19 protein-coding genes are annotated in these 22,830 nt (G+C 71.7%); 8 read left to right on the top strand and 11 right to left on the bottom strand.

What is annotated here, in order from left to right; translation table 11 throughout:
* Positions 1-45: 45 nt before the first annotated feature.
* Entirely contained in the window at positions 46-2,085 is a 2,040-nt protein-coding gene (locus ACFYZL_RS31295) for a M4 family metallopeptidase (protein ID WP_384746764.1), read from the top strand.
* Positions 2,086-2,193: 108 nt separating this feature from the next.
* Here the strand turns inward: ACFYZL_RS31295 and ACFYZL_RS31290 are convergent, their stop codons facing one another.
* Positions 2,194-3,087, bottom strand: a complete 894-nt coding sequence (locus ACFYZL_RS31290) for a hypothetical protein (RefSeq protein ID WP_384746762.1) — start codon at positions 3,085-3,087, stop codon at positions 2,194-2,196.
* Positions 3,084-7,544 carry a caspase family protein gene (locus tag ACFYZL_RS31285; protein WP_388683636.1) on the bottom strand — a complete coding sequence of 1,487 codons (4,461 nt, stop codon included), beginning with the start codon at positions 7,542-7,544 and terminating at the stop codon, positions 3,084-3,086. The genes ACFYZL_RS31290 and ACFYZL_RS31285 overlap by 4 nt, the downstream gene beginning before the upstream one ends.
* Before the next feature lie 319 nt (positions 7,545-7,863).
* Between ACFYZL_RS31285 and ACFYZL_RS31280 the strand changes: the two genes are divergently transcribed.
* The 3 genes from ACFYZL_RS31280 to ACFYZL_RS31270 all read left to right on the top strand — a co-directional run bounded on the left by ACFYZL_RS31280 (position 7,864) and on the right by ACFYZL_RS31270 (position 10,413).
* A complete protein-coding gene (locus tag ACFYZL_RS31280) occupies positions 7,864-8,418 on the top strand; it encodes a GNAT family N-acetyltransferase (RefSeq protein ID WP_388683633.1) in 555 nt (184 codons plus the stop codon).
* A gap of 179 nt (positions 8,419-8,597) precedes the next feature.
* Positions 8,598-8,870, top strand: a complete 273-nt coding sequence (locus tag ACFYZL_RS31275) for a hypothetical protein (protein ID WP_388683631.1) — start codon at positions 8,598-8,600, stop codon at positions 8,868-8,870.
* Positions 8,871-9,144: 274 nt separating this feature from the next.
* A complete protein-coding gene (locus ACFYZL_RS31270; RefSeq protein WP_388683630.1) occupies positions 9,145-10,413 on the top strand; it encodes a TerD family protein in 1,269 nt (422 codons plus the stop codon).
* A 270-nt stretch (positions 10,414-10,683) separates the two neighbouring features.
* Here the strand turns inward: ACFYZL_RS31270 and ACFYZL_RS31265 are convergent, their stop codons facing one another.
* From ACFYZL_RS31265 to pip, 4 genes are all read right to left on the bottom strand, one after another.
* Entirely contained in the window at positions 10,684-11,217 is a 534-nt protein-coding gene (locus ACFYZL_RS31265; RefSeq protein ID WP_388683628.1) for a hypothetical protein, read from the bottom strand.
* A gap of 5 nt (positions 11,218-11,222) precedes the next feature.
* On the bottom strand, positions 11,223-12,224 hold the full coding sequence (locus tag ACFYZL_RS31260; RefSeq protein ID WP_388683626.1) for a serine/threonine-protein kinase: 1,002 nt from the start codon (positions 12,222-12,224) through the stop codon (positions 11,223-11,225).
* 97 nt (positions 12,225-12,321) lie between these two features.
* Positions 12,322-12,885 carry a YciI family protein gene (locus ACFYZL_RS31255; protein WP_384754626.1) on the bottom strand — a complete coding sequence of 188 codons (564 nt, stop codon included), beginning with the start codon at positions 12,883-12,885 and terminating at the stop codon, positions 12,322-12,324.
* A 124-nt stretch (positions 12,886-13,009) separates the two neighbouring features.
* On the bottom strand, positions 13,010-13,972 hold the full coding sequence (pip, locus tag ACFYZL_RS31250; protein ID WP_388683623.1) for a prolyl aminopeptidase: 963 nt from the start codon (positions 13,970-13,972) through the stop codon (positions 13,010-13,012).
* Between the two features lie 232 nt (positions 13,973-14,204).
* On the opposite strand from pip, the gene ACFYZL_RS31245 reads away from it, so the two are divergent.
* Positions 14,205-14,969: a maleylpyruvate isomerase family mycothiol-dependent enzyme gene (locus ACFYZL_RS31245; protein WP_384754631.1), complete on the top strand. Its 765-nt coding sequence runs from the start codon at positions 14,205-14,207 to the stop codon at positions 14,967-14,969.
* A gap of 27 nt (positions 14,970-14,996) precedes the next feature.
* On the opposite strand, the gene ACFYZL_RS31240 is transcribed toward ACFYZL_RS31245, so the two are convergent.
* The gene (locus ACFYZL_RS31240; RefSeq protein WP_384754634.1) at positions 14,997-15,413 is read right to left on the bottom strand and encodes a VOC family protein; all 417 of its coding nucleotides are present in this window, start codon (positions 15,411-15,413) and stop codon (positions 14,997-14,999) included.
* Between the two features lie 584 nt (positions 15,414-15,997).
* Here ACFYZL_RS31240 and ACFYZL_RS31235 point away from each other — a divergent pair.
* A complete protein-coding gene (locus ACFYZL_RS31235; RefSeq protein WP_384754637.1) occupies positions 15,998-16,390 on the top strand; it encodes a hypothetical protein in 393 nt (130 codons plus the stop codon).
* A 4-nt stretch (positions 16,391-16,394) separates the two neighbouring features.
* Here the strand turns inward: ACFYZL_RS31235 and ACFYZL_RS31230 are convergent, their stop codons facing one another.
* Complete coding sequence (locus ACFYZL_RS31230; protein ID WP_388683619.1) at positions 16,395-17,372, bottom strand: AraC family transcriptional regulator; 978 nt, start codon at positions 17,370-17,372, stop codon at positions 16,395-16,397.
* Between the two features lie 510 nt (positions 17,373-17,882).
* Here ACFYZL_RS31230 and ACFYZL_RS31225 point away from each other — a divergent pair.
* Positions 17,883-18,155 (top strand): hypothetical protein, encoded by a 273-nt coding sequence (locus ACFYZL_RS31225; protein ID WP_384754642.1) that lies wholly within the window; start codon positions 17,883-17,885, stop codon positions 18,153-18,155.
* A gap of 204 nt (positions 18,156-18,359) precedes the next feature.
* Here ACFYZL_RS31225 and ACFYZL_RS31220 read toward each other — a convergent pair whose 3' ends face one another.
* Positions 18,360-18,836 (bottom strand): hypothetical protein, encoded by a 477-nt coding sequence (locus tag ACFYZL_RS31220; protein ID WP_388683616.1) that lies wholly within the window; start codon positions 18,834-18,836, stop codon positions 18,360-18,362.
* A gap of 234 nt (positions 18,837-19,070) precedes the next feature.
* Here ACFYZL_RS31220 and ACFYZL_RS31215 point away from each other — a divergent pair, with 234 nt between their 5' ends.
* Positions 19,071-19,559: an ATP-binding protein gene (locus ACFYZL_RS31215; protein ID WP_384754648.1), complete on the top strand. Its 489-nt coding sequence runs from the start codon at positions 19,071-19,073 to the stop codon at positions 19,557-19,559.
* A 172-nt stretch (positions 19,560-19,731) separates the two neighbouring features.
* Here ACFYZL_RS31215 and ACFYZL_RS31210 read toward each other — a convergent pair whose 3' ends face one another.
* Both ACFYZL_RS31210 and ACFYZL_RS31205 read right to left on the bottom strand, forming a co-directional pair.
* Positions 19,732-20,163, bottom strand: a complete 432-nt coding sequence (locus tag ACFYZL_RS31210; protein WP_388683611.1) for an SsgA family sporulation/cell division regulator — start codon at positions 20,161-20,163, stop codon at positions 19,732-19,734.
* Between the two features lie 189 nt (positions 20,164-20,352).
* Positions 20,353-22,785 (bottom strand): SpoIIE family protein phosphatase, encoded by a 2,433-nt coding sequence (locus ACFYZL_RS31205; protein WP_388683608.1) that lies wholly within the window; start codon positions 22,783-22,785, stop codon positions 20,353-20,355.
* Positions 22,786-22,830 lie beyond the last annotated feature (45 nt).

The following is a 22,830-nucleotide window of genomic DNA, read 5'->3' as shown; positions in this document are numbered from 1 at the left end:
CATCCCGGCCGCCGGTTCCACCCCCCACGCATCGAAGGAGTCCGCGTGAAGTCCACGCACCGGCGGAACACCACCGCCATGGGCGCCCTGTTCGCCGCAGCCGCCCTCCTCACCGTCGGCGTCCAGGCCGGCACCGCCAACGCGCAGCCCGACCCGTCCACGAACGCGGCCGCCCCCAAGGGCCAGGTCCGCAACCCGGGCGCGCTCCCCGCGCAGCTCTCCCCCTCCCAGCGCGCCGAGCTCATAGCCAAGGCGCAGAGCACCACGGCCGCCACGGCCAAGGAACTCGGCCTCGGCCCGCAGGAGAAGCTCCTCGTCCACGACGTGGTCAAGGACCAGGACGGTACCACCCACACCCGGTACGAGCGCACGTACGAGGGACTCCCCGTCCTCGGCGGCGACCTTGTCGTCAACCGCACCGCGGCCGACCGCACCCAGAGCGTCAGCAAGGCGTCCGAGGCCCAGCTCCAGGGCGTGTCCACCTCCGCCCCGGCCGACGCCCCGGCGGCCGCCTCCGCCAAGGCCCTCGACGCCGCGAAGGCGGTCGGCTCCAAGGCCGACAAGGCCGACGCCGCCCCCCGCAAGATCGTGTGGATGGCGAACGGCGTGCCCACCCTGGCCTACGAGACCGTCGTCGGCGGCCTCCAGGACGACGGCACCCCCAACCAGCTCCACGTCATCACCGACGCCAAGACGGGCGCGAAGCTCCACCAGTGGCAGGGCATCGAGACCGGTGTCGGCAACACCCACTACAGCGGCCAGGTCACCCTCGGCACCTCGTCGTCCGGTTCGAGCTTCACGCTGAACGACGCGGCCCGCGGCGGCCACAAGACGTACAACCTCAACCACGGTACGTCCGGCACGGGCTCGCTCTTCACCCAGTCGACCGACACCTGGGGCAACGGCGCCAACTCCAACGCCGCCACCGCGGGCGCCGACGCCGCCTACGGCGCCGGGGTCACCTGGGACTTCTACAAGAACGTCTTCGGCCGCTCCGGGATCCGCGGCGACGGCGTCGCCGCCTACTCCCGCGTCCACTACGGCAACGCCTACGTCAACGCGTTCTGGGACGACGGCTGCTTCTGCATGACGTACGGCGACGGGACGAACAACAACGACCCGCTGACCTCGCTGGACGTCGCCGGCCACGAGATGTCGCACGGCGTCACCGCGGCCACCGCGGGCCTGGAGTACAGCAGCGAGTCGGGCGGCCTGAACGAGGCCACCTCCGACATCATGGGCACGTCCGTCGAGTTCTACGCCAACAACGCGAGCGACCCGGGCGACTACCTCATCGGCGAGAAGATCGACATCAACGGCAACGGCACCCCGCTGCGCTACATGGACAAGCCGAGCAAGGACGGCGGCTCCGCCGACGCCTGGTACTCCGGCGTCGGCAACCTCGACGTCCACTACTCCTCGGGCCCGGCCAACCACTGGTTCTACCTGGCCTCCGAGGGATCCGGCGCGAAGGTCGTGGGCGGCGTGAGCTACAACTCGCCCACGTCAGACGGCCTGCCCGTCACCGGCATCGGCCGGGACAAGGCACAGCTCATCTGGTACAAGGCGCTCACCACCAAGTTCAACTCCACCACGGACTACGCCGGTGCCCGCGCCGGCACGATCGCGGCGGCGACCGAGCTGTACGGGGCCGGCAGCGCCGAGGTCAACGGCGTCACCGACGCCTGGGCCGCCGTCAACGTCGGCGCCCGTTCGGGCGGCGGAAACCCGACCCCGGGCAAGGTCTTCGAGAGCACGACCCGCGTGGCCATCCCGGACTCCCCCGGCCCGGCGGTCACCTCGTCGGTCGCCGTCACCGGCATCACCGGCAACGCGCCGAGCACCCTCAAGGTCGGTGTGAAGATCACCCACACCTACATCGGTGACCTCCAGATCGACCTCGTGGCCCCCAACGGGACCTCGTACCGCCTGCAGAACTCCTCCTCGGACTCCACGGCGAACCTGGACAAGACCTACACGGTGAACGCCTCGGCCGTGGCGGCCAACGGCACCTGGAAGCTGAAGGTCCAGGACAAGGGCGCCGCCGACGTCGGCACGATCACCGACTTCAAGCTCACCTTCTGACCGACCGGCCACCCGACCGATCGGGCGGCCATGGTCTGAAACAGGTGCCCGGAGCCGCCACGGCTCCGGGCACCTCCGCATGCCCGAACCAGCGGCCTGCCGGCCGACTCAGATGCCGAGGTACGGAGCGACGGTGGCGGCCGTCGTCGCGGACTGGAGGTAGCTCGTCGCGTGGTGGAAGCGGAACAGGCCGCCGACGGTGGTGGTGTGGTCGAGGCTGATGCCGTCGAAGAAGCCGGCGAGGTGGGGAGGGACGGCGACCGGGTCGCCGGGGTCGGCGATGTTGACCCAGCGCGTGCCGCCGGGCATGCCGGCTCCTCTCGCGGCGGAGCCGTCCGGGCGGGGTGCGGGGGTGAGCCGGTCGAAGACCGCTCGCGGGAGCGCAAGGGGCGAGCCCAGGGTGAGGAACAGTTCGGGCTGCAGTTCCGGGTGGGCGTGCAGGGCCTCGTAGGCGACGACCGAGCCCAGGGAGTGGGCGATCACGATCCGGGGCCGGTGGCGGGCGATCCGTTCCGCCACTTCCTCGCGGGCCGCCAGCCGCTCGCGGGCGTCCGGTGCCCTCAGGTAGGCGGCGACCTCACCGCACCACATGCGCAGAAACACCCGCAGCGGCCCCTCCGCGAGGTCGAACCTGCGGGCCACCCAGGACGAGAGGGCCCGCAGCGGCATCGTCGCGTGTCCCTGTGCCGCCTCGTCGGGTACTCCCAGCGCGCGGGCCAGCCCTTGCAGGATCTCGGACGCCGGATCATCCAGGAGGTCGTCGTCCCCCGCCCCCTGGGCGACGTGTTCGCCGGCCAGTTTGTCGGCGTAGTAGGCGAAGTCGAGGTCGATCCGGTCGGGCGCGACGCCGAGACCGCCGGCCAGGTGCCGGGTCCAGAGGTCGGCCTTCAGTGCGCGGAGCTCCTCCGAGCGGGGTGCTCGGACTCCGGATCCGAAGCTGTTCCCGATGCCGTGGACGGCGACGATCCGCAGGGCCGGGGCCGGGGCGAGGGGGCTGGTCAACGGGTCCTGCCTTTCAGGGGTGTGGTGATGTCGAGGACGACGACCTCGTTGACGACGCCGAGGACGACCGTGCCGTCACGGGTGACGGCCGCGGCGCTACAGGTGCCGGGGAGGTGGAATGTGGCGAGGCAGGTACCGCTGTCCAGGTCCCACAACCGCGCGGTCCCGTCCTCGCTTCCCGTGACCGCGTACGAGCGGCCGTCCAGCTCCGCGACGGCAACCGCCCGTACTCCGCCGGTGTGGCCGGCCAGGGTGTGCACGCAGGTACCGGTGTTCAGGTCCCACAGCCGTGCGGTCCCGTCCTCGCTTCCCGTGACCGCGTACGGGCGGCCTTCCGGCTCCGTGACCGCGACGGTGTACACCGCGCCGGTGTGACCGGCGAGAACGCGGGTGTGCTCGAGTCTTTCGGGGGCGAGGTCCCAGATCCACACGTCGTAGAAGGCGCCGCAGTCGATCGCGTGCGGACGTCCTTCCAGCGAGGCGACCTCCATCGCGTGGGTCCTGTAGACCTGGTACTGCCCGTTGGCGGCCGGGCCCCTTCGGGTACCGGTGGCCAGGTCCCAGGCCTCGACCACCCCATCTCCCTCCATGTCTATGGTCGTGGTGATCACGTGCGGGTCACCGTCCAGTACGGCCAGCGCCGCCGGCACCTGGAAGCGCCGACCGGTGCGGATGGTGCTCACGACGTCGCCGGTGGCCGGGTCCCACACCTTGACCTCGTCCTGTGCCGTGCCGACGACCACGAGCGGGCGACCGTCGAGTTCCGCGACCGTGATCGTGTACACCTCACGGAGGAGGCCGGTCAGGGTACGGACGCACTCGCCGGTGTCCAGGTCCCACAAGCGCACCGAGCTGTCCCCGTCACCGCCGCCGGTGATGGCGTACGGACGGCCGTCCAGCTCCACCGCGGCGACGGCGGTCACCGCGCCGGTGTGGCCGGCCAGAGCCTGACGGGGGACGCCCCTGGCCAGGTCCCAGACCCGCACCTGACCGTCCCAGCCGGCGCCGAGGACGTGCGGACGGCCGTTCAGCTCCGTCACCTCGACCACGGGAACGTTCTCGGTGTGGCCGGTGAGGGTGTGGACGCACTCGCCGGTGGCCAGGTCCCAGACGCGCACCTGGCCGTCGCGGCCGCCTGTGAAGGCGTGCGGCCTGCCGTGCACCTGTGCCACGACGGCCGTCGAGACCTCCTCGGTGTGGCCGGTCAGGGTACGGACGCACTCCCCGGCGGTCAGGTCCCAGACCTCCACCTGACCGTCATGGCGCGAGGTGAAGGCGTGCGGGCGGCCGTTCGCCTCTGCCACCGCCACGACGTCCCTCAGCCCGTCGTAACGTCCCAGCGGGAGGGTCCATGTGTCAGTGGCCGGGTCCCACTGCCGGACACCCGTGTGGCGGCCCCAGCCGCCCGCGCGCTCGACGACCGCGTACACCCGGCCGCTCAGCACGAACAGCTTCTCCGCCCGCAGGTGGGCCAGGTCATGGGCGCACGTTCCCGTCGCCAGGTCCCAGGACCGCACCTGTCCGTCTTCGGCGCCGGTGATCGCGTGCGGCCTGCCGTTCAGCTGCCCGACCGCCACTGCCGTCACGTCTCCGGTGTGGCCGGTCAGTGTGCGGATGCAGGCCCCGGTGGCGATGTCCCACACCAGTACCCGGCCGTGGTGGCCGTCGACGACCAGAAGCGGCCGGCCGTCCACCTCCGCCACGGCCATCGACCGCGTGAGGCCGGTGAGCGGCAGGGTCCGGATCATCGCTCCCGTGGTGAGGTCCCACACTCCGGCCGGCTGCATGAACCCGACGGTGATCACGTGCGGGCGGCCGTCCAGCTCCACCACCGCCATCAACAGGCCGTGGCCCGGCTCGCCGAGCCCGGGCAGGACGCGGACCAGAGACGGTGAGACCTGGCTCCCCGTGGCCCACCGCACGTGCCAGTCCCGGTCGCCCGGCAACTCGGCCCGCAGTCTCCGGTGGCCGAAACGGGCCGCGTCCAGGGCCAGCAGCCGGCGCCTGGCTCCTGCGGGCAGGTTCCGGTGGACGCCCCAGGAAGCCCGGTACACGGCGGCGTTCAGCTGGGCCTGGTCGGAGCGGGCATGGGCCATGGCCTCCGCGAGGCCGTGAGGGTCGGCGTGGACGAGGAAGCCGACGTCCTCGATGAGTGCGTCGACCCGGCCCGCGTCCACCGCGTGCCGGGCGATGTGGCGCAGCAGGTACGGGAGGGCACGCTCCCACTGAGGGCGGCCCGCGTCATCGCGGTCCACACATCCCATCAGCCGCTCGTACAGCGCGACGCGCAGGGAGGCTCCTGTCATCGTCCGCCCGGCGCCGTCCGTTGCGGGGTGCGTTCCGGCCGGGTTGTCCCGCATCCAGTCCGCGAGGCCCTCGTGGAAGAGCCGGTAGAGCGTGGTTCCGTCGTCGTCGACCTCGCGGCGCAGGTAGAAGCGCGCCTCGCCGTCGAGGAGTTCTTGCAGTTCCTTCCACGGGACCGGGCCGGCGTCCCCGGATGCGGTGAAGGCCACCGCGGCCTCGGCGAGTACGGATTCCGGCATCCCCCGGCCCTGTGCGAAGGCCAGGGCCGTCAGTACCGGGCGCAGGAGCGGACGTGCGCCGTGGCGTCGCAGGTCGAGGTCGAGGAAGGCGGGGAGGGTGCGGGGGACGGCGCGGCCCAGGTCGGCGGCGTCCTCCACGGTGTCCCGGGCCTGCTCCGTGTTCAGGAGGTAGTGGACGTAGAGCCCGGCGGTCAGGAACTCGCCCCATTGCAAGGCCTCGCGCCGTTCGTACGGGTCCTGGTCGTCGTGGTCGGTGAGTTGCCCGGCGATGGCCCCCACGAGGGCGTTGCATGCCGGGCGCCGGGCGGCGTCGGCGTACGGGGACCCATCGGTGGTCAAGAGCCGGCCGACGTACGTACCGAGCGCGCGGCGGAGCGTGGCCGGGCTGGTCGTGCCGAGGTCGGTGCAGCCGTTGTCGGCGTGGGCGAGGTCGAGCAGTGCGCGGAACCGCGGGTCGTCGCGGGTGCCGACCAGCAGTCGCATCCGGCTTCCCGGCGTCTGTGCGTGCCGGGCGAGAGGGGTCAGGACGGTGGTGGTGAGCTCCTCGGGCAGGATCGCTTCGTCGAGGGCGTCGACGATCACGGTGACCGGAGGTCCGTCGGCGGGCAGCAAGCTCAGCAGGAAGTCGGCGGGTTCCCCGATCGGGTCCGGTGGCTCGGCGCCCGGCTCGACGGGGTTGCCTCCGGACGCCCCCGGTGGATCAGCAGGGCCACGGATCTGGCGCAACTGGCGGGCGAGGGAGTCCACGATCTGCTCACGCGCGAGCCGGCGGGCGTGGACCACCGCGATCCGCTCGTTCTTCCCCGGTGCCCGCTCGCCCAGCGCCCGCCAGAGCAGCTCGGTGTGTTCGCGCAGCAACGGGTGGGCGGCACAGACGAGGATGCCCAGCAGCGCGGACTTGCCCGCACCGGGTTTGCCGGTGACGACGCGCAGGCCGGGGGCGAGCGTGGTCCCGTCGAGCCAGGGTGTGAGTTCGCCGAGCTCCTCCTCGCGGCCCGCGAAGTAGCCCTTCTCCCAGCCCCGACCGACGGGCTCGGCGCCACCGGCGCGACGTATGAAGTGCCCGGGGTCCATCCCCGCCCAGTCCGTGAGCCGGGCGATCTCCGGAGGCAGACCGGCGACGGGGTTTTCGTCCTCCCGGTAGGCGGGGTTGGGGAAGAACGGCAGATGGGAGAGGTCCGAGTGGGAGGGTACGAGGCTCGTGCCGATCTGCTGTTCCAGGCCGTCGGCCTGCTGCCACAGGCCGTCCACCGCGTGGCCGATCTCCCGCCAGACGGCGGGCGCAGGGATGTACCGGACGGACGGATCGAAGCGGATCTCGCCCGAGCGGTACTTCGCCAGTACGCTCACCAGCGCCCGGCTGAGCCGGAAGTCGTACGCCCGGTCCGTGGGGCCGGTGGCGGCCAGGACCCAGGCCCGGCGCGCGGCCGGGTCCATCTGCCCGTGCCACGACAGGACGGCCGGCTGCCCCGCGTGGCAGACGTCCAGGATGAACAGCGTCATCGGCCGGTGGTCGAGTTGGTCATCCTCGATCAGCTCGAGCCATCGGCTCACCGGCGGCTGCATGGGGCTGCCCGCACCGTCCAGGAGGTACAGCTGCCCGCTGCCGTGACGTGCGAGTTCGCCGTGCCCGGCGAAATGCACGACCAGCACGTCGGCGTGCGCGCTTTCCAACGCTGCCTCGACCCGCTCCGCGAAGTTCCGGCCCGGGGCGACCACCTCGGCCGCCGCGTAGCCGAGACCGGAGAAGGCGTGCGCGACCTGCGAGGCGTGTTCGGGGGCTTGGTCGAGTGGGTCGAGATCGGGCCTCGGCGAGTCTCCGTCCTCGGTGCGCTCGAGGGACTGGCCGAACGACAGCACCAGATGCCGCGGCTGCAGCGCGTCCCCCGACCCGTTCGCCGATCCGTTCGCCACTTCCCCCGCCCTGCCCGCGTTCTCCCCGGCACCACCGAAGATAGAGACTCCGTGACCTCTGTGTCAGGGCAACGGGGAGATCACCTGGCCGGGGTCGTACGCACAAGTCGCGGACGCCGGAGGCCCGGCGTACACGCCTGGCGGCGGCCTGCTGCCGGGGGGTCCGGCGTTTCGTGGCACCGGGTGGAAAGGTCCAGCGGGATCCGCCGGATTTCGTCCGGCCCGTCGAGTTCAGGGATCTGTAAAACGCCGGATCAAAGGCCATCCGAAGCTGCCTGAAAGCCTGTACCTCGCACGCTGAAACATGATCAAATAGGGGATGACATCGTACTGGACTGGTCAACGGGTACGCCTGCGCGGAATCGAGCCTGACGACTGGAGCGCGTTCATGCGTTTCGCCGAGGACGAGGAACGTTTGGGAGACCTGCTCAACCCACCTCGTTCCGCGGAGGGATTCCGCACCTGGGCGAAGGAACAGGCCACCGCCAAGTCCGACGGCGACTGCTTCGGTTTGGCGATCGAGGCGGTCGAGACGGGAAAGACAGTCGGTGCCATTGGCTCGCACCGGGCTGATTCACGTGCGGGCTGGTTCGAGTACGGCATCACGATGGAAGCTGGTCATCGACGCAAGGGCTACGCGTCGGAAGCGGTGGTGATGCTACTGCGCTTCATGTTCGACGAGCGGCGCTTTCACAAGTGCGGAGCGCGGGTCTTCGCGGACAATGAGGGCTCATTGGCATTCCAACGGAAGCTCGGTTTCGTTGAAGAAGGTCGCCTCCGCGACCAGGTGTTCTCTGCCGGCCGACATCTCGACATCGTCATGATGGGCTTGCTCGCTGACGAGTTCGCCCAACTTCACTCGCCGAGCGCATAGTTCTTCAGCCACGTAACTACACGCAGGGCCTGTTCCGGTTGAGGCCGAATCGGCGGTCGGCGGGGCGCGCGCCGCTCGCCGCGGTCCACCGACGCCGCCGGGCTGTCCGACTCCCCCGGCTCAGGCTGTCGGCGAGTGCACGTACGGCTGCCGCGTGCGGGGCTTTCGCGCGTCACAGGATGATCACGGACCGCCCGGAGCACCCCCGCCACGGCGACGCCGACTCGATGCGCACACACCACGCCGTCACCATCCTCGCCGCCGCCGGGGTCCTCGCCCTCACCGGTTGCTCCAGCGACACCAAGGCTCCCGCCGCCGCAAGTCCGGCGCCGGACGCCACGAAGGCCGCGCCGTCCGCGGACCCGAACGCGCCCGCCTCGGCCGCCGCTGCCACCGGCATCCCGCCCAGCCCTGCGCCTGCACAGCGCGCGACGTACCTCGCCGCGCCGTAGAAGCGAACCTCTGCCCCACCTACTGATTACCGAGACCACCCGGGACGAGGGCCCGGATGCCCGCCGCCCTCGCCCACACCCGTCATCGCAGCGGTCGGGGAGTCATCGGTCGGTTTCTCGATCGTCGCGACGGGCTCCTCCCGGACCGAAGCGTCGACCGCCTCGAGCCGACGCCCACAACCTTCGGCATTCTGTCGGACACCCCGCCCTGAGATGGCCGGTACCTCGTACGCTGCAGGAGCGGCAGTGGCTGAAGCAAGGGAAAGGAATCTCCGTGGCCTTGCAAAAAGGTGCCAATGTACCGGTGGCGAGTACCGAGGTCCGGGTGGAGCTTGGTTGGCGAGGCGGCCCCGGAACCCCTGACGTGGACGTCTCGGCCCTGTTGCTGACGCCGGCCGGAAAGGTCCGGTCCGACGACGACTTCGTGTTCTACAACCAACCTGTCCATCCGAGTGGGGCCGTTCGTCACGAGGGCCGGCGCCAGGACGGCACGGGCACGATCGAGACGATCGGCGTGGCTCTGGCCACGGTCGAACAGGACATCGGGACCGTGGTGGTCGCAGCTTCCACCGACCGCACCTTCGGTCAGGTCTCCGGCTTGTTCGTACGCGTGTTGGATGCGCAGAGCGGCCGCGAGACGGCACGGTTCGACGCCACGGGCGCCACATCGGAAACCGCTTTCGTGCTCGGGGAGTTGTACCGACGCAACGGCGCATGGAAGTTTCGGGCAGTGGGACAGGGATACGCCTCCGGCCTGGCCGGTCTCGCCACCGACTTCGGCATCACCGTTGACGAACCCGCCACGACTCCGCCCCCGCAACAGGCAACTCGTCCGGCGACGTCCTCCGTCCCCGCGCCACTTCCCCCTGCGCCGCAGGCTCCGTCTCCCGCACGCCCCCAGCCCCCGTCACTGTCGAAGATCACCTTGACGAAGACGGCACCCACGATTTCGCTGACCAAACAAGGCGCCACTTCAGGGGGCATGCGGGTCCATCTTTCGTGGAGCGCCGCCAAGCCGCCGCGAGGTTGGATGAACAAGGGGAGGGACGCCAACCGGCTGGAGGACATCGACCTCGATCTTTCCTGTCTGTGGGAGCTTCAGAACGGAACGACAGGGATCGTCCACCCCATCAACAACCAGTTCGGCTCGTTCGAGCAGCCGCCGTACATCCGGTTGGATCAGGACGACCGGACCGGCGGGAGTGAGGACGGCGAGAACCTCGTGATCAATCTTGATCACGCATCCGAGATCAGGCGCATCCTGGTGTTCGTGTCCATCTACGCCGGGGCGTCCAGCTTCGCGGGCCTACAAGGGGTCGCCACGCTGTATCCGCCCACCGGGCCGTCGATCGAGGTGCGTCTGGACGAGTGCACGGTTGCTTCGCCCGTCGCCGCGATCGCACTGATCGAGAACGTGGGCGGGGAGCTGACCGTGCGGCGGGAGGCCCAGTACATCCTGCCGCCGCCCGGCATCTTCAACCAGCAGGCAGTGGACCTCCATTACGGCTGGGGAATGAGCTGGCAGGCGGCGAGCAAGGACTGACCGCCTGCCGGCGACGGTGTGCCGTTCACTGCGATGCGGATCAGGTACCGCACAGCTCAACCGAGCTGCTCGGTTTCACCGACCAAGGGCGCGCATGCGCTCAGCGGGCACGTACGGATACACGACGCCAGGCAAGCCGAACGGCAGCTCTTTGTCGGCCTGGCCGAGGTTGAGGTCGGTTCCATGCTGAGGACGTGACGGCTGGAAGGCCACGCCGGCCGCTGCACGTACCGCGGCCGGTGGGCGTCGGCAGAAGCCGACCGGACGGGGTCACTCCTCGTTCAGCCACCCGCACACGTAGTACTGCTGGTCCGCGTCCCGCTCGATGATCCATTGGTTGAGGACCTCGCCCGCGAGTTTCCCGGTCTCGGGGTCCCGCCGGGTGATCTTCGCTTCCACGCTGAGGAGGTCCGTGTTCGGGGGGATCTCGTACGGCTGGAGTTCCCAGCGGTCCACGAAGTAGCCGTTGAGGGCGAATCCGAGCAGGCTCGCGCGCAGCCGGGGGCAGGTGCCTCGGCGCAGCGATGTCATGTCGTGCTGGGCCAGGCCGTTCATGTAGAGGGCGAAGACGCGCTCGATGCCTTGGCGGTCGAGGGGGGCGTGCGTGGCCTTGGACGTGGGGGTGGGGGTGGGGGTGGGGGTGGGGGTGGGGGTGGGGGTGGGGGTGGAGGTGGAGGAGGTGGCCGTGGTCGGTGCGGCAGGGGAAGGGGACGGGGAGTGGGCGGTGGGCGCCGTGGAGTCGGTCGCGCGGGTACGGCCGGTCTCGTCGCCGGGAGATCCGTGCCCCGGTAACCACCAGGGCATCGAGCTCAGGGCGGCAGCCAGGCGATCGCCGCCAGGCCGCCCATCAGGTACCGCCGCCGGCGGGCAGGACGGGCGGGGCCGTGCGCCGGCGGGTCCGGCAGTCCCGCTCCGGGGACCCGGCCGGGCGCCGCACCCAGCCGCAGCGTGGACGCGGACGTCCGCGCGGGCGCCGGCCCCGAGTGCTCCGCTTCGCCCGCCGGTCCGGCGAGCAGGTCGTACGCTTCCTCGGCGGTGAGCCGCTGCGCCGGATCCTTGCGGAGGAGGCCCGTCAGGACGGGGGCGAGGTCCCCGGCGCGGAGGGCCGGGGCGGGTTCTTCGGTGGCGACGGCGACGAAGACTGCCCAGGAACCGGAGCCGCCGAACGGAGGGTGACCCTCCACGGCGGTGAAGAGCGTTGCCCCCAAGGACCACAGATCGGATTCGGCGGTCGCAGGGAGACCGCGCACCTGCTCGGGGGACATGTAGACCGGGGTCCCCATGAGGGCCCCCGAGCGGGTCAGACCGGGCTCGCCCTCCACGGCGGCGATACCGAAGTCGGTCAGCACCACCCGTTCACCTTCGAGCAGCACGTTGGCGGGCTTGATGTCCCGGTGGGTGACGCCCGTGGTGTGCACGGCGCGCAGCGCGTCCAGGACCTGCCGCCCGATCCTGGCCACTTCGCCCGGCGGAAGCGGGCCGCCCTCCTTGATCAGGTCGTCGAGCGAGCGGCCGTGGACGAGTTCCATCACGATCCACGGGCGGCCGTCGTCGCCGGCTATCCGGTCGTGAACGGTGATCACCCCCGGGTGCTTCAGCCTGGCGGCCGCGCGCGCCTCACGGTCGAGGCGGCCGATCCAGGCGTCGCGCCGGTTCGCGTCGAGGTCGTCGGGGAGCCGGAGTTCCTTGAGGGCGACCTCCCGGCCGAGTTGCTCGTCGAGGGCCCGCCAGACGATCCCCATGCCGCCCTGGCCGAGCAGTTCGGCCAGCCGGTACCGGCCCGCCAGCAGTCGTCCGCGATCGTGAGTCACGTCTCGGAACCTAACCCAACACGCCTTCGCACCTGGGGCCGGGGACAGAAGTCCGCGGCCGGGACCTGTGGCGGCGGCATCGACGGACGTCGTCGGATCACGACGGCCGACCGCCGAACTGCCAGTTGTGCACCTCGATGTCGGCGTACCGGTCCCGGGTCAGGACGGCGCGTGCCGTGTCCCGGTCCGGCGCGCGGACCAACACCGCCGTGCCGAGCCAGGTGGCGCCGTCGTCGGACAGCAGCGGCCCGTAGGCGATCAACTCGTCCCGGTCGGCCGGCACGGCGAGGTCGGCGGCCCGTCCGGTGCCGAGGCCGGTGCCGAGGCCGAGCACCAGGTACCGGTTGCCGCCGGTCCGCCCGCCGGGGAAGTCCCACATGGTGCGTCCCAGCAGGTTGCGCCACCGTCGCAGCAGCACGTCCCGGTAGACGCCGGCCTGGTAGCCCGGTTCCTCGAAGGCGAATGCGCGGGCGGCGGCGGGGTCGGGCAGGTCGAGGATGTGCACGCTGCCGGTGGGTGCGCTGCCGTCGTCGGTGAGGGTCGGGCCCCGCGCGATCATCTCCTTCGCGTACCGGTCCATGTAGGACCAGTGCTCTTCCAGCAACTCGTCGCGCAGCGCCAGAGAGCCGGGCCGGTCACGGTGGTAGCAGAGGAACTCCATGCCCGTATGGTCGCTTCGACGAGGTCACCCGGTCCAGAGCGTTTCGCTGCGTCGGCCACTCGGGGGCCTCGGCGCCCGGGACGGCGGGATCGACGGCGGGTGGCGCGCCGACGGATCGGCGGTCTCATCCCTGGCGAGCGAAACGGTCGAGAGCCTTGAGCACGTGGGCGCGGGTCGTGTCGCTGCCGAGATGGCCTGCGTTGTCGACGATGGTCAGCTCGGCATCGGGCCAGACACGGGCGAGTTCCCATGCGGTGTCGAGGGGGCCCGCCAGGTCGAGCCTGCCGTGGACCAGTACGCCCGGGATCCCGGCCAGGCGGTGCGCATCGCGCAGGAGCGCGCCTTCCTCCAGCCAAGCGCCATGGGAGAAGTAGTGCGAGCAGATGCGGACCAGGGCCAGTTGCGCGGCCGGCGGGCGGTCGCCGTACGGGTTGGAGGCGCCGTTCGTTTCTCCGGAGAGGACCGCGTCCTCCCAGGCGCACCAGTCGGCCGTGGCCTTCTCCCGTACCGCGGCGTCCGGATGTTCCATCAGGCGTGCGTACGCAGCCACGACGTCGCCGTCCCGCGGTGTGCCGCCGGCTCCTTCGAGGAAGCGTTCCCACTGCTCGGGGAAGAACCGGCCCGCACCTCGGTACAGCCAGTCGATCTCGGAGCGCCGAGTGGTGGTGACGGAGGCGATGACGATCTGCGACACCCGCTCCGGGTGCGCCTCGGCGTAGGCCAGGATCAGCGTGGAGCCCCACGAGCCCCCGTAGAGCAGCCAGCGCTCGACACCCAGGTGATTCCGCAGCCGCTCCATGTCGGCGATGAGGTGCCCGGTGGTGTTGTGGCGCATGTCGGTCGTGGGTTCGCTCGCGTGGGGGGTGCTGCGGCCGCAGCCCCGCTGGTCGAACAGGACGACCCGGTAGCGCTCCGGGTCGAAGTACTGGCGCGCCCCCGTCCCGCATCCTGATCCCGGCCCGCCGTGGACGACGAGTGCCGGCTTGCCGTCCGGGTTTCCGCAGGCCTCCCAGTAGACGAGGTTGCCGTCGCCGACGTCGAGCATCCCCTTCTCGTACGGCTCGACGGGCGGGTAGAGCTCACTCATCTTCCAGACCTCCTGATCACACCGGATGCGACATGAGGGAGCTCTGCCGCACGCGCATGCTCCATCCTCTCTCGACCCGATCGACCTCGCGCAGGGGTCGGACCGCGTGGCCGAGCTCCAAGTCCGCAGCTCCGGAAAGCTGGTGTGCCGGATCCCCGGGCACTTGGAGGACATCTCATCTGGGGGCCCAAATCGAGTGCGAGAGTTCCGGTCCGGGTGATACAAGGTCCGCGTGACTGATCATCTCCACTTCCCCACCCTGCTGCGGATGCTTGACGAGCGGTCCGCCGCGTTCCGCGACGCCGTCGCCGCGGCCCCCGGCCTCGACGCCGACGTCCCCTCCTGCCCGGGCTGGACGCTGTACGACCTGGCGAACCACCTCAGTGAGGGGGACCGCTTCTGGGCCCACATCGTGCGGAACACCGCGCCGGGCGACGAGCGGCCGAGCAAGGACGGGCTGGCGGCGCCCAGGGAGCGCGAGGCCCTCATACCCTGGCTGGCCGACTCGACGGAGCAACTGCTCACTGCTCTGCGCGAGGCCGGCCCGGACCGGGGCTGCTGGGCCTGGTGGGAGCCGCTGGCCTCGCCGCACACGGTGGCCGCCGTGGCCCGCCGCCGCGTCCCGGAATCGCTGATCCACACCTACGACGCCCAACTGGCCTCCGGTAACCCGCAAGAGCTGCCGACGACCGAGGCGGTCGACGCCATCGAGGAGTTCCTCGCCACGGTCTGCACCGTCACGGTCCCGTGGCCGGGCGAGCCCGCCACCATGGACTACCACGCGGCCGACGCCGGCTCCTGGCGCCAGACGGTGGACGCCGCCGGTTCCCGCTTCACCCGCCTCACCGCGGCGGAGGCCGCCGAGAGCAAGCCCACCGCCGCCGTCCACGGCACGGCGAGCGAGATGGCCCTGCTCATGTACATGCGCATCCCGGCCGGCTCGCTGCGGATGGAGGGCGATGCCGACCTGCTCCAGCAGCTGCAGAGCTGGGGCTGAGGGACCTGAGGGAACCGGTGGCGGCAGTCAGGACGGACGTCCTGCGGGCTCGGGAACCGCGGTGGGTGGAGCGGCGGCCAGGACGAAGGAGTGCCCCGCAGGGTCGCTGAGCCTGCGCACCGGGCGCGGCCCGTCCTCGGCACGCGCGTCGACCGGACGGGCTCCGAGGGAGACCGCCTCCCGCTCGGCCCGGTCCAGGTCGTCCGCTGCCACCTGGATGCGCAGGTGGGCCTGGAGGGCGTCCTCCGGCCTGGGCCAGCTCGGTGGTGCGAATCCCGCGTCGCGGCGAAAGCCGAGCCTGGCACCCGACGGGGCGAGTACCTCCACCTCGTCCGGCGTCGGGCCGGGCCGCACTTCCGCGTCGAGCAGGGCGGCGTAGAACCGGGCGAGCACCTCGGGCTCGGCGCAGTCCAGGGCGAGTACGGGCGTCTTCTGTACGGTCATGGCGCGCGCCTACCCGGGTGTCCGAGCCGCACACGGCGCAGATCTCGCCAACTGGCTTGCCGGCGGCCGGATTCCGCGACGCGTTGCCGTCTCGGTCGAGGAGCGCCCCGACGCCGGAACGGCATCGCGGACGGACCGTACCTGCACCGCGCCATGCTGCCGTCGCGTTGAAATCCGTTGGCACGAACGGGGTTTGGTGGTCGCGATCGGGGACACACGCATCGGTGACGGCGGCACGTCTCTTCAGCCCGGCGACCATCGCGGCTGGTGACCGTGGTCGGCAGCCCTTCCCGTGGGATGCCGGCCACGGGCCGCCGACACGGTCAAGTTCCGTCGTCCCGTCGCACGGCACAGCCCACGGCCGCGTCCACGCCTCCCCGCGGATCCGGTCCGGCCAAGCCCCCGGCGCCCACTGATCACACAGTCGGTCCCGGGCCGCCGACGGGACGACGACCGTGCCCCCAAGGTGGTGGTGCCCGATTCCCCACGGTGCGCGATGGGGCAGTTTCGTTTTCCGGACGACCGCGGCGGATCTGTTCGCTCGGCGGCTTCCACCGGGGGCTTCGGGTCGATGGAGTAGGCACATGCCACCCACACAGCCCCCGACTGCCGAGCCTCCCGGAGAGGAAGGCGACGACGCGGACTACGAGCGGGTCCGGGGCGTCCTGGCCCGCGCCGGTTTTGACACGTCCTCGCGCGAGGGAGAAGGTCTGCGGGTGTGGCCCACGCCCGAAGGCGTCATGGTGGGCTGGGTCGCCCAGGAGGTGCTGCGGCCGACCGTCCAGGTACACGGCCATGAGGAAGACCTGTCCCGGTTCACGTCCCTGGCCGGACTGCACAAGGCACTGCAGACCGCCTTGGCCGAGATCCTCCGCGAGGCGGGCCTCGATGTCGCTCCTCACGGGGAGCGCCTGCTCGTCGTCACGCCGGGGGCAGGGGAAGCATCGGTCGACGGAGCGGACCGGTTGCCGAGTTGAACGCTCAGGATCCGGCGAGGGTGCGCCGGGGTGGAACGCCGTACGCGGCGCGGTAGGCCTCGGAGAAACGCCCGTGGTGGTGGAAACCCCAGCGGTGGGCGATGGCCGTGACCGTCTCCCGCGAGGGGTCCGCCGCGACCAGGTCCGCGTGGGCCAGGGCCAGTCGTACGCGTCGCAGGTAGGCCATCGGGGTCATGCCGAGGTGGCTGCGAAAGGCGTACTGCAGGGCCCGCGGTGTCACGCCCGCGGCAGCGGCGATCTCGGTCAGGCCGATTTCGGCGCCCGGCCGCGACTCGATGAAGGAGACGGCCCGGCGCACGGTCCGCGGAGTCGCGTCCCGTGTATCGGCGAGCACGGTGGCGGGGCGGGCATCGGTGGGAAAGGCGGCCAGGAGGACCGCGGCGAGCATCCTGACGGCCGCGTCGACGACCAGCGGCTCACCGCCCGCCGGCAGGGCCAGGACGCTCTCCTCCACGTAGTCGACGGTCCTCTTCCACTGGTCGGCCATGGCCCTGGAGACGGGGGTGAAGCGGTGGAACCGCAGCGGACGAGCGGCCTGCCCGGCCGGGCGGCCCGCGGCCTGCTCCACATGTGCGAGCGGCACCGTGACTGCACGCAGCTCGGCCGAGTACACCCGGCCGGCGTACGGCAGATGGGGTTGTGAGATCGCCAGGACGTCGCCCGGGCCGGCTTCGGTGACGTCGTCCGCGCACTCGCGCGCCATACGGCCTCCGACCACGTGTGTGATGGCCACGGAGCCGAGGGCGTTGGACGTGTACGCGTACTCCGTCGGCAGGGCGATGGTGCTGAGCGATACGGGACCGGCCTCGGTGCGGGTGTAGCGGAAGGAGCCGCGCGGAGCGGGCGTCTTCATGCGCAGGCTCGTCCCGTACGCCGCCCTCATCCAGTCGCGGGCGACGTCCACGTCGGCGGTCCGGAAGCTGGATCCGCCCTCTGACTCGGCCGGTAACTGTGCCTGCACGACGATGGGGCCTCTCGTTCCGCGACGGGCGCGGCACGGAGGAGCTGCGCGGATTCAGGTTACGTTGCGATGCGCGTGCCGAGGACGCGTTCGCTCGATGGTCACGGCGGCCAAGCGGTCGGCGCGCGCGTCGGCCTCGCGGTCGCCCACGCCAGTGGCCGGATGCGGCCGGGGCCTCCCGGCCCTGACCGTGGTGGATTCACCCGAGTGGCCTACGTCGACGGGCCCCGGCGCGGCGGTCCGGGCCGGGCCGTGGCACGGTGACAGGGCGACGAGAAGGTCCGTGCACGCGGGGCCCGGCCGGTCGACGATGCCCCGGCCGGGCCCCGCGAAGGGGCCCGGTTTCTCGCCGCCGCCTCCCCGTGGACGTCGCCGTTCACGCTGTCATCGGACGGGACCGGCCGGGTGACCACCGGACGGGCACGTGGCCGCGTTCCGCTCATGACCATCACCACGTACCGGCGACGACACGCGGGTCCACCACGACGACTTCACCGGCTGGAGAACAGCGTGCTCGAAAGCAAGCGGCTCAAGGACCGTACCCAGGTCACCTTCGTCCTGCCCGAGGGCAACCCGCCGGGGCCGGTCGGTTTCGTCGGGGACTTCGATCGGCGCAACGCCGCCGCCCACCCCCTCGAACCTTGCGGCGTCGGTACCCGTGTCGGCCGCTCCCTGCCCGCCCACAGCGCCTACTCCTGCCGCTACTTGGCCGCCGGGGACTACTGGTTCGACGACGGACGGACCGGGCACCGGGACGGCCCCGAAAACCGTATCCGCACCTGATCCGTCCCCCGGCCCTGCCGGCCGCTCGGCCGCCCGGGGCGCGTCGGGATCCCGAACCCGACCGCATGCGGCTCCCCTTCACACAGCGTGAGGGGGAGCCGTACCTTTCCCCGGCGGACAACCAGTGGGAGGCGCGCATACCGCATGGAGGCGAGGCCCGCCGACCTGCTCGCATGCGGGGCGGGGGCGGCGCACCCGGACGCCTCAGGGCACCTCGACGGCCCGTCGGGCGGCCACGAGCGCTTCCCCGGTGGAGCCGTAGACACGACCGGCCGCCTTGAGGGCGTCCCGCAGGAGCGCGCGGCTCGGCGCGTCCGGCACGACCACCGAGAGCACGGTGCCCCGCGTCCTGCAGGCCCGCGAGGTGCGCAGAACCGTACTGAGGACGGCCGGAGTGCGGATGTCGGGAGCCTCCAGCACCAGGTGCGGGAGGGAGTACGCGGCCACGACTTCCTCCAGCGCGAGCGTGGCCGCGGCCCGGCTGCGGATCGAAAGCCTGGGCTGCAGGCGTACGAGCAGGGTGTCGTCCACGACACGGTGGGTGAGCAGCGCGTGCGCGCCGCCGCGCCGCCCGACCGTGTCCGCCGCCGGAGCGGGTCCGAGCGCAGCCCCTGCGTCCTCGGCCTTCAGGGTACCGAGGCGGGTGCGGTCGGGGGTCACGATCTCTCGTGCGGTGGTCATCGTGGATGGTCTCCCGGCTCTTCGGAGGAACGGACGCCGCGGCGGGCACCGACTGGTCCCGCGCATGCCCCGTGGCCGGGCGCGCATGCGCCCTCGGACACCGCCGCCGGCACGACGGCAGGGGGGTGGGGTGGCCTGGGACGGCGGCGCTCCGTCCCTCGCCCACGTCCCGGTGACGCGTCGCGGACACTCCGAGTGTCCGTTTCGGCAGGGCGGGTACAAGCGCACCACGAGATGACGCAACAGAAGGAAACGGGTGAGAGGGCAGTGCAGACCATCGGACCGGAAGCCGGGGGCCCGGCCATCCGCCAACGCCGCCGTCTCTCGCTGCGCGGCGCCCGCCGACAGGTCGCGCGAGGACGCGAGTTCGCGCGCGAGGCGCTGGAGGACTGGGGGTGGGACCATCGCGCGACCGCCGAGGACGCGCTCCTGGTCGTGTCCGAACTCGTCACCAACGCCGGCCTGCACGCCGACGGGTGCCACGAGCTCACGCTCCGCGCCGGGGACGTGTTCCGCGTCGAGGTCTACGACGGCTGCGGCGACCTTCCGCGGCTGTCGCCCGCCTCCCGTACGGGCACCCCGGGCGGGCACGGCCTGCAGATAGTGCGGCGGCTCGCCGACCGTTGGGGCGCCAGGCCCCATGCGCACGGCAAGGTGGTGTGGGCGGAGATCGACGCCGAACGGCTGCGGACGGGCCGGCCCCGACGCATCGGGAGCAGTTGAACCGAGCCCGGCGCCGGCTCGACCACGACGCTCCGACGTCAAGACGTCAAGACGTCAAGACGTCAAGACGTCACGACGTCACGACGTCACGACGCCAAGGGGCCTGGCCGGGGTGTTCGCTCCCGGCCGGCCCCCGATCCAGGACCCCGGAGCGGACCCGTCCAGGGACGGCCTACAGGTCCGCCAGGAGGCCGTCGAAGAAGTCCCAGTCCAGGGAATCCGCCTCGGCGCCGGCCGGAACCACCGCCCAGGTGCTCTCCACCCAGGAGCTCAACTCCGCCCGGTCCACCGTGAAGAGGGCGGGTGACCCCGTCCCCAGCCGCAGCAGCACCTGCCCCTTCCGCCCGGGCCCGGCCAGGGGCCGGATCCGTACGTCGCCCTCCCCCGTCAGCGTGCGGACGCCACGGGCGAGGAGGTCCCGGCCCATCACCCAGACCACGTCGGACCGACCCGCCCCCGGATGGAAGGTGACCTCGGCTTCGAGGGGAGCGTCGGGGCGCCACCGGAACGTGGCACGCAGAGGGAAGCGCAGCCGTGTCCGGAGTTGATGGATCTCGATCGTCCGTGTCAGGTCGTGTGCGCCGACGGAGGACCGGAAGGTCATGATCACTCGATTCTGCGAGAGGGGGACCGACAGCCGGGCAGGGCGCGGTCCCCTGCCCGGAGGGGCAGGGGAATGCACCCCCGCATTTCCGTCTGTTCACTCGCACACGTCCCAAACGGTGGTTCCTCCGCCCCGGTGCGGGGCGGAGGTCCGCACCGGATTTCAGGGTGCGCGCCCGTCGTGGTGGAGTCAGCCGACCTGGATGCCGATCACGCAGGTGTCGTCGTCCGTGTCGGAACGGCTCTCGGCGAGGAGGCGGTCCAGCTGCCCGTCCAGCTCCCCGGCGCCCGCGGCCGCCGCGTTCATCAGGTGTCCGAGCGAGTCCTGCACCGAGGAATCGCGCCGTTCCACCAGCCCGTCGGTGAACATCAGCAGGGTGTCGTCCCGTTCGAGCCGTACCTCCCGTTCGACGTAGGCCACATCGGGCAGGGCTCCGAGGAGCAGGCCCTCGATGAGCGGGAAGGCCTGGGCCTCGCCGCCACGGACGAGGACGGGGGGCAGGTGGCCGGCGCGCGCCCAGCGCAGCACCCTGGTGTCCGGGTCGAAGAGCCCGCAGACGGCGGTGGCCGTCACGTGCTTGGCCAGGTGGTGGGTGACCGTGTTCAGCCAGGACAGCAGCTGGGCCGGCCCCGCCCCCGTGACGGCGAGGCCCCGCAGGGCGTTGCGGAGTACGACCATGCCGGTGGCGGCCTCGATGCCGTGTCCGGCCACGTCTCCCACGGAGAGCATGATCAGCCCTGAGGGCAGGACCACCGTGTCGTACCAGTCGCCGCCGACCAGTGATTCGGTCTCCGCCGGCCGGTAACGGACCGCGACCCGCAGGCCCGGCGCCTCGATGGCCGGGGGCGTGGGCGGCATGATGGCGTGCTGGAGCTGGAGGGCGAGCCGGTTGCGTTCGGCGGACTCGGCCTCGGTGTGGGCGAGTTGGTCGCGGGTGGCGGCCAGGGCCACCTCGGTCCAGTGCTGGGCGGAGATGTCCTGGTAGGCACCGCGGACCGCGTGCAGGCGCAGGTCCGCGTCGAGGACCGGCTCGGCGACGACACGGATGTGACGGGTGATTCCGTCGGCCCGCCGGAGGCGCAGGTTGACGGACGCGGGACGCCGGTAGCGCAGCACGGCGCGCAGGAAACGCCCCAGGGCGGCGGAGTCGTCGGGGTGGGCGTAGCCGGGCAGTTCCCGCAACGGTACGGGCTGTGCGGTGGCCGGCAGTCCGTGCAACGCGTACAACTGCGCGTTCCAGGTGACTTCTCCGGTGACGAGGTTCTCCTCGAAGCCTCCGATCCGGCCCAGGCGCTGGGCGTGCTGGAGCAGGTCGGCCAGGCGTGCCGTCTCGTCCTCGACGCGCCAGATCAGCAGGACGGCGGCGCCGTGCCGGCTGACACTGATGTCCGCGACGGAGGTGAGGGGGATCTGGTCGACCAACGCGGTCAGGCTCATGCGTTCCGCTCGGAAGGGCTCGCCCGTCGCGTGCACGCGTTCGATGATGTCGAACAGGCCGCTGTCGCCGGCGGCCATCGGATAGGCCTCCAGCAGCAGCGCGCCGTTCACGTCGCCGCGAGGCCGTCCCAGGGGGTCGACGAACCGGCTGCTGACGTGGCGGATCCGGAAGTCGGCCAGCCCTCCTTCGGGACCAAGTACAGGGGTCAGCACCACCGCGGGATCGTGGAGTCCCTCGGCCAGGTCGATCAGCTCCGAGACGTCCGGGAGCACCGCCTCGGGGGCAGCGGGTTCGTGCCGGGGCGAGGCGTCCATCGTGCGGGCGCACAGCTCCGCGAGGGCCTCGGCCTGGCGCTCGATCCGCGAGGGCTGGGGGGCGAGGGGCTTCGGCCAGCAGATCTCGAGGACGCCGTGTATCCGTCCGCCGGTGCCGGCCGGTACGGCCATCCGTCCTCCGTCGGGCCAGTGGAGGTGGCCGATCGAGGGGAGGCCGGCGCGCGCCAGGCGGGCGAGGTGGACCAGCCTCCGGTCCCGCAGCGCGAGGCGGGCGACGGTCGAGACGCCGGGGGGGACGTGGCGCCAGCGCGCGGCTTCCCCGGGCGGGAACCCGGCGTGGCCGGTGAGGGTCAGGGAGCCGTCGGGCGCCGCGGACCACACGGCCACGGCGACCGCTCCCATCGGTTCCAGTGCGTTCGTCAGGAGCGACTCGGCCACAGCCTGGGTGTCGTCGGCGGCGGCCAGCACCGCGCTCTCGGTGGTGCGCAGTCGTACCGCCATCGTGGTCGGCGGCGCGGAGGGCCGGGACGGCCGGAGCGTGCCGGTGCGCTCGACGAACTCGGCGGCGACCTCGCTGACGTGGTCGCGGGCCGCCTGGTTGACGATGTCGGCGGCGAGTTCCAGCGGGGACGTCCCGGTTTCCCGGCACAACTCGTCGAGCTGCCGTGCCGCCGCGGCGGGAGTGCAGCTCAACTGTCCGATCAGGATGCCCTTGGCCAGTTCGACCAAGGCCCGGCCGTCCGCGGCCGCCTGCGCCTCCCGCACCTCACGGCGCAGGCGTTCGACCGTCGCGACCAGGCGGCCCAATTGCGTCGTGGTCTGGTGCGGGAGGACGTTTCGGGAGGGGTCCTCGACCACCGGTCCCGGGTTCGGGGCATCCTCGTGCTTCTGTGCGTCGGGCGTGCTCACCGTTCTGCCGGCTCCTTGCTGGACTGTCCTGACTCCGCTGTCCGG

The sequence above is a fragment of the Streptomyces sp. NPDC001717 genome (assembly GCF_042892775.1).
GTDB lineage: Bacteria > Actinomycetota > Actinomycetes > Streptomycetales > Streptomycetaceae > Streptomyces.
Note: the sequence above shows the minus strand (reverse complement) of the source record. Positions and strands in the feature narration are given on the sequence as shown.

Excerpts from the sequence above, each read along its gene's own strand:
- ACFYZL_RS31265 (WP_388683628.1), bottom strand. The coding sequence starts at position 11,217 with ATGCCCTGGTGGTTACCGGGGCACGGATCTCCCGGCGACGAGACCGGC.
- ACFYZL_RS31220 (WP_388683616.1), bottom strand. The coding sequence starts at position 18,836 with ATGACCACCGCACGAGAGATCGTGACCCCCGACCGCACCCGCCTCGGT.
- pip (WP_388683623.1), bottom strand. The coding sequence starts at position 13,972 with ATGAGTGAGCTCTACCCGCCCGTCGAGCCGTACGAGAAGGGGATGCTC.
- ACFYZL_RS31255 (WP_384754626.1), bottom strand. The coding sequence starts at position 12,885 with ATGGAGTTCCTCTGCTACCACCGTGACCGGCCCGGCTCTCTGGCGCTG.
- ACFYZL_RS31235 (WP_384754637.1), top strand. The coding sequence starts at position 15,998 with ATGCCACCCACACAGCCCCCGACTGCCGAGCCTCCCGGAGAGGAAGGC.
- ACFYZL_RS31240 (WP_384754634.1), bottom strand. The coding sequence starts at position 15,413 with ATGACCGTACAGAAGACGCCCGTACTCGCCCTGGACTGCGCCGAGCCC.
- ACFYZL_RS31215 (WP_384754648.1), top strand. The coding sequence starts at position 19,071 with ATGACGCAACAGAAGGAAACGGGTGAGAGGGCAGTGCAGACCATCGGA.
- ACFYZL_RS31210 (WP_388683611.1), bottom strand. The coding sequence starts at position 20,163 with ATGACCTTCCGGTCCTCCGTCGGCGCACACGACCTGACACGGACGATC.
- ACFYZL_RS31280 (WP_388683633.1), top strand. The coding sequence starts at position 7,864 with ATGACATCGTACTGGACTGGTCAACGGGTACGCCTGCGCGGAATCGAG.
- ACFYZL_RS31275 (WP_388683631.1), top strand. The coding sequence starts at position 8,598 with ATGATCACGGACCGCCCGGAGCACCCCCGCCACGGCGACGCCGACTCG.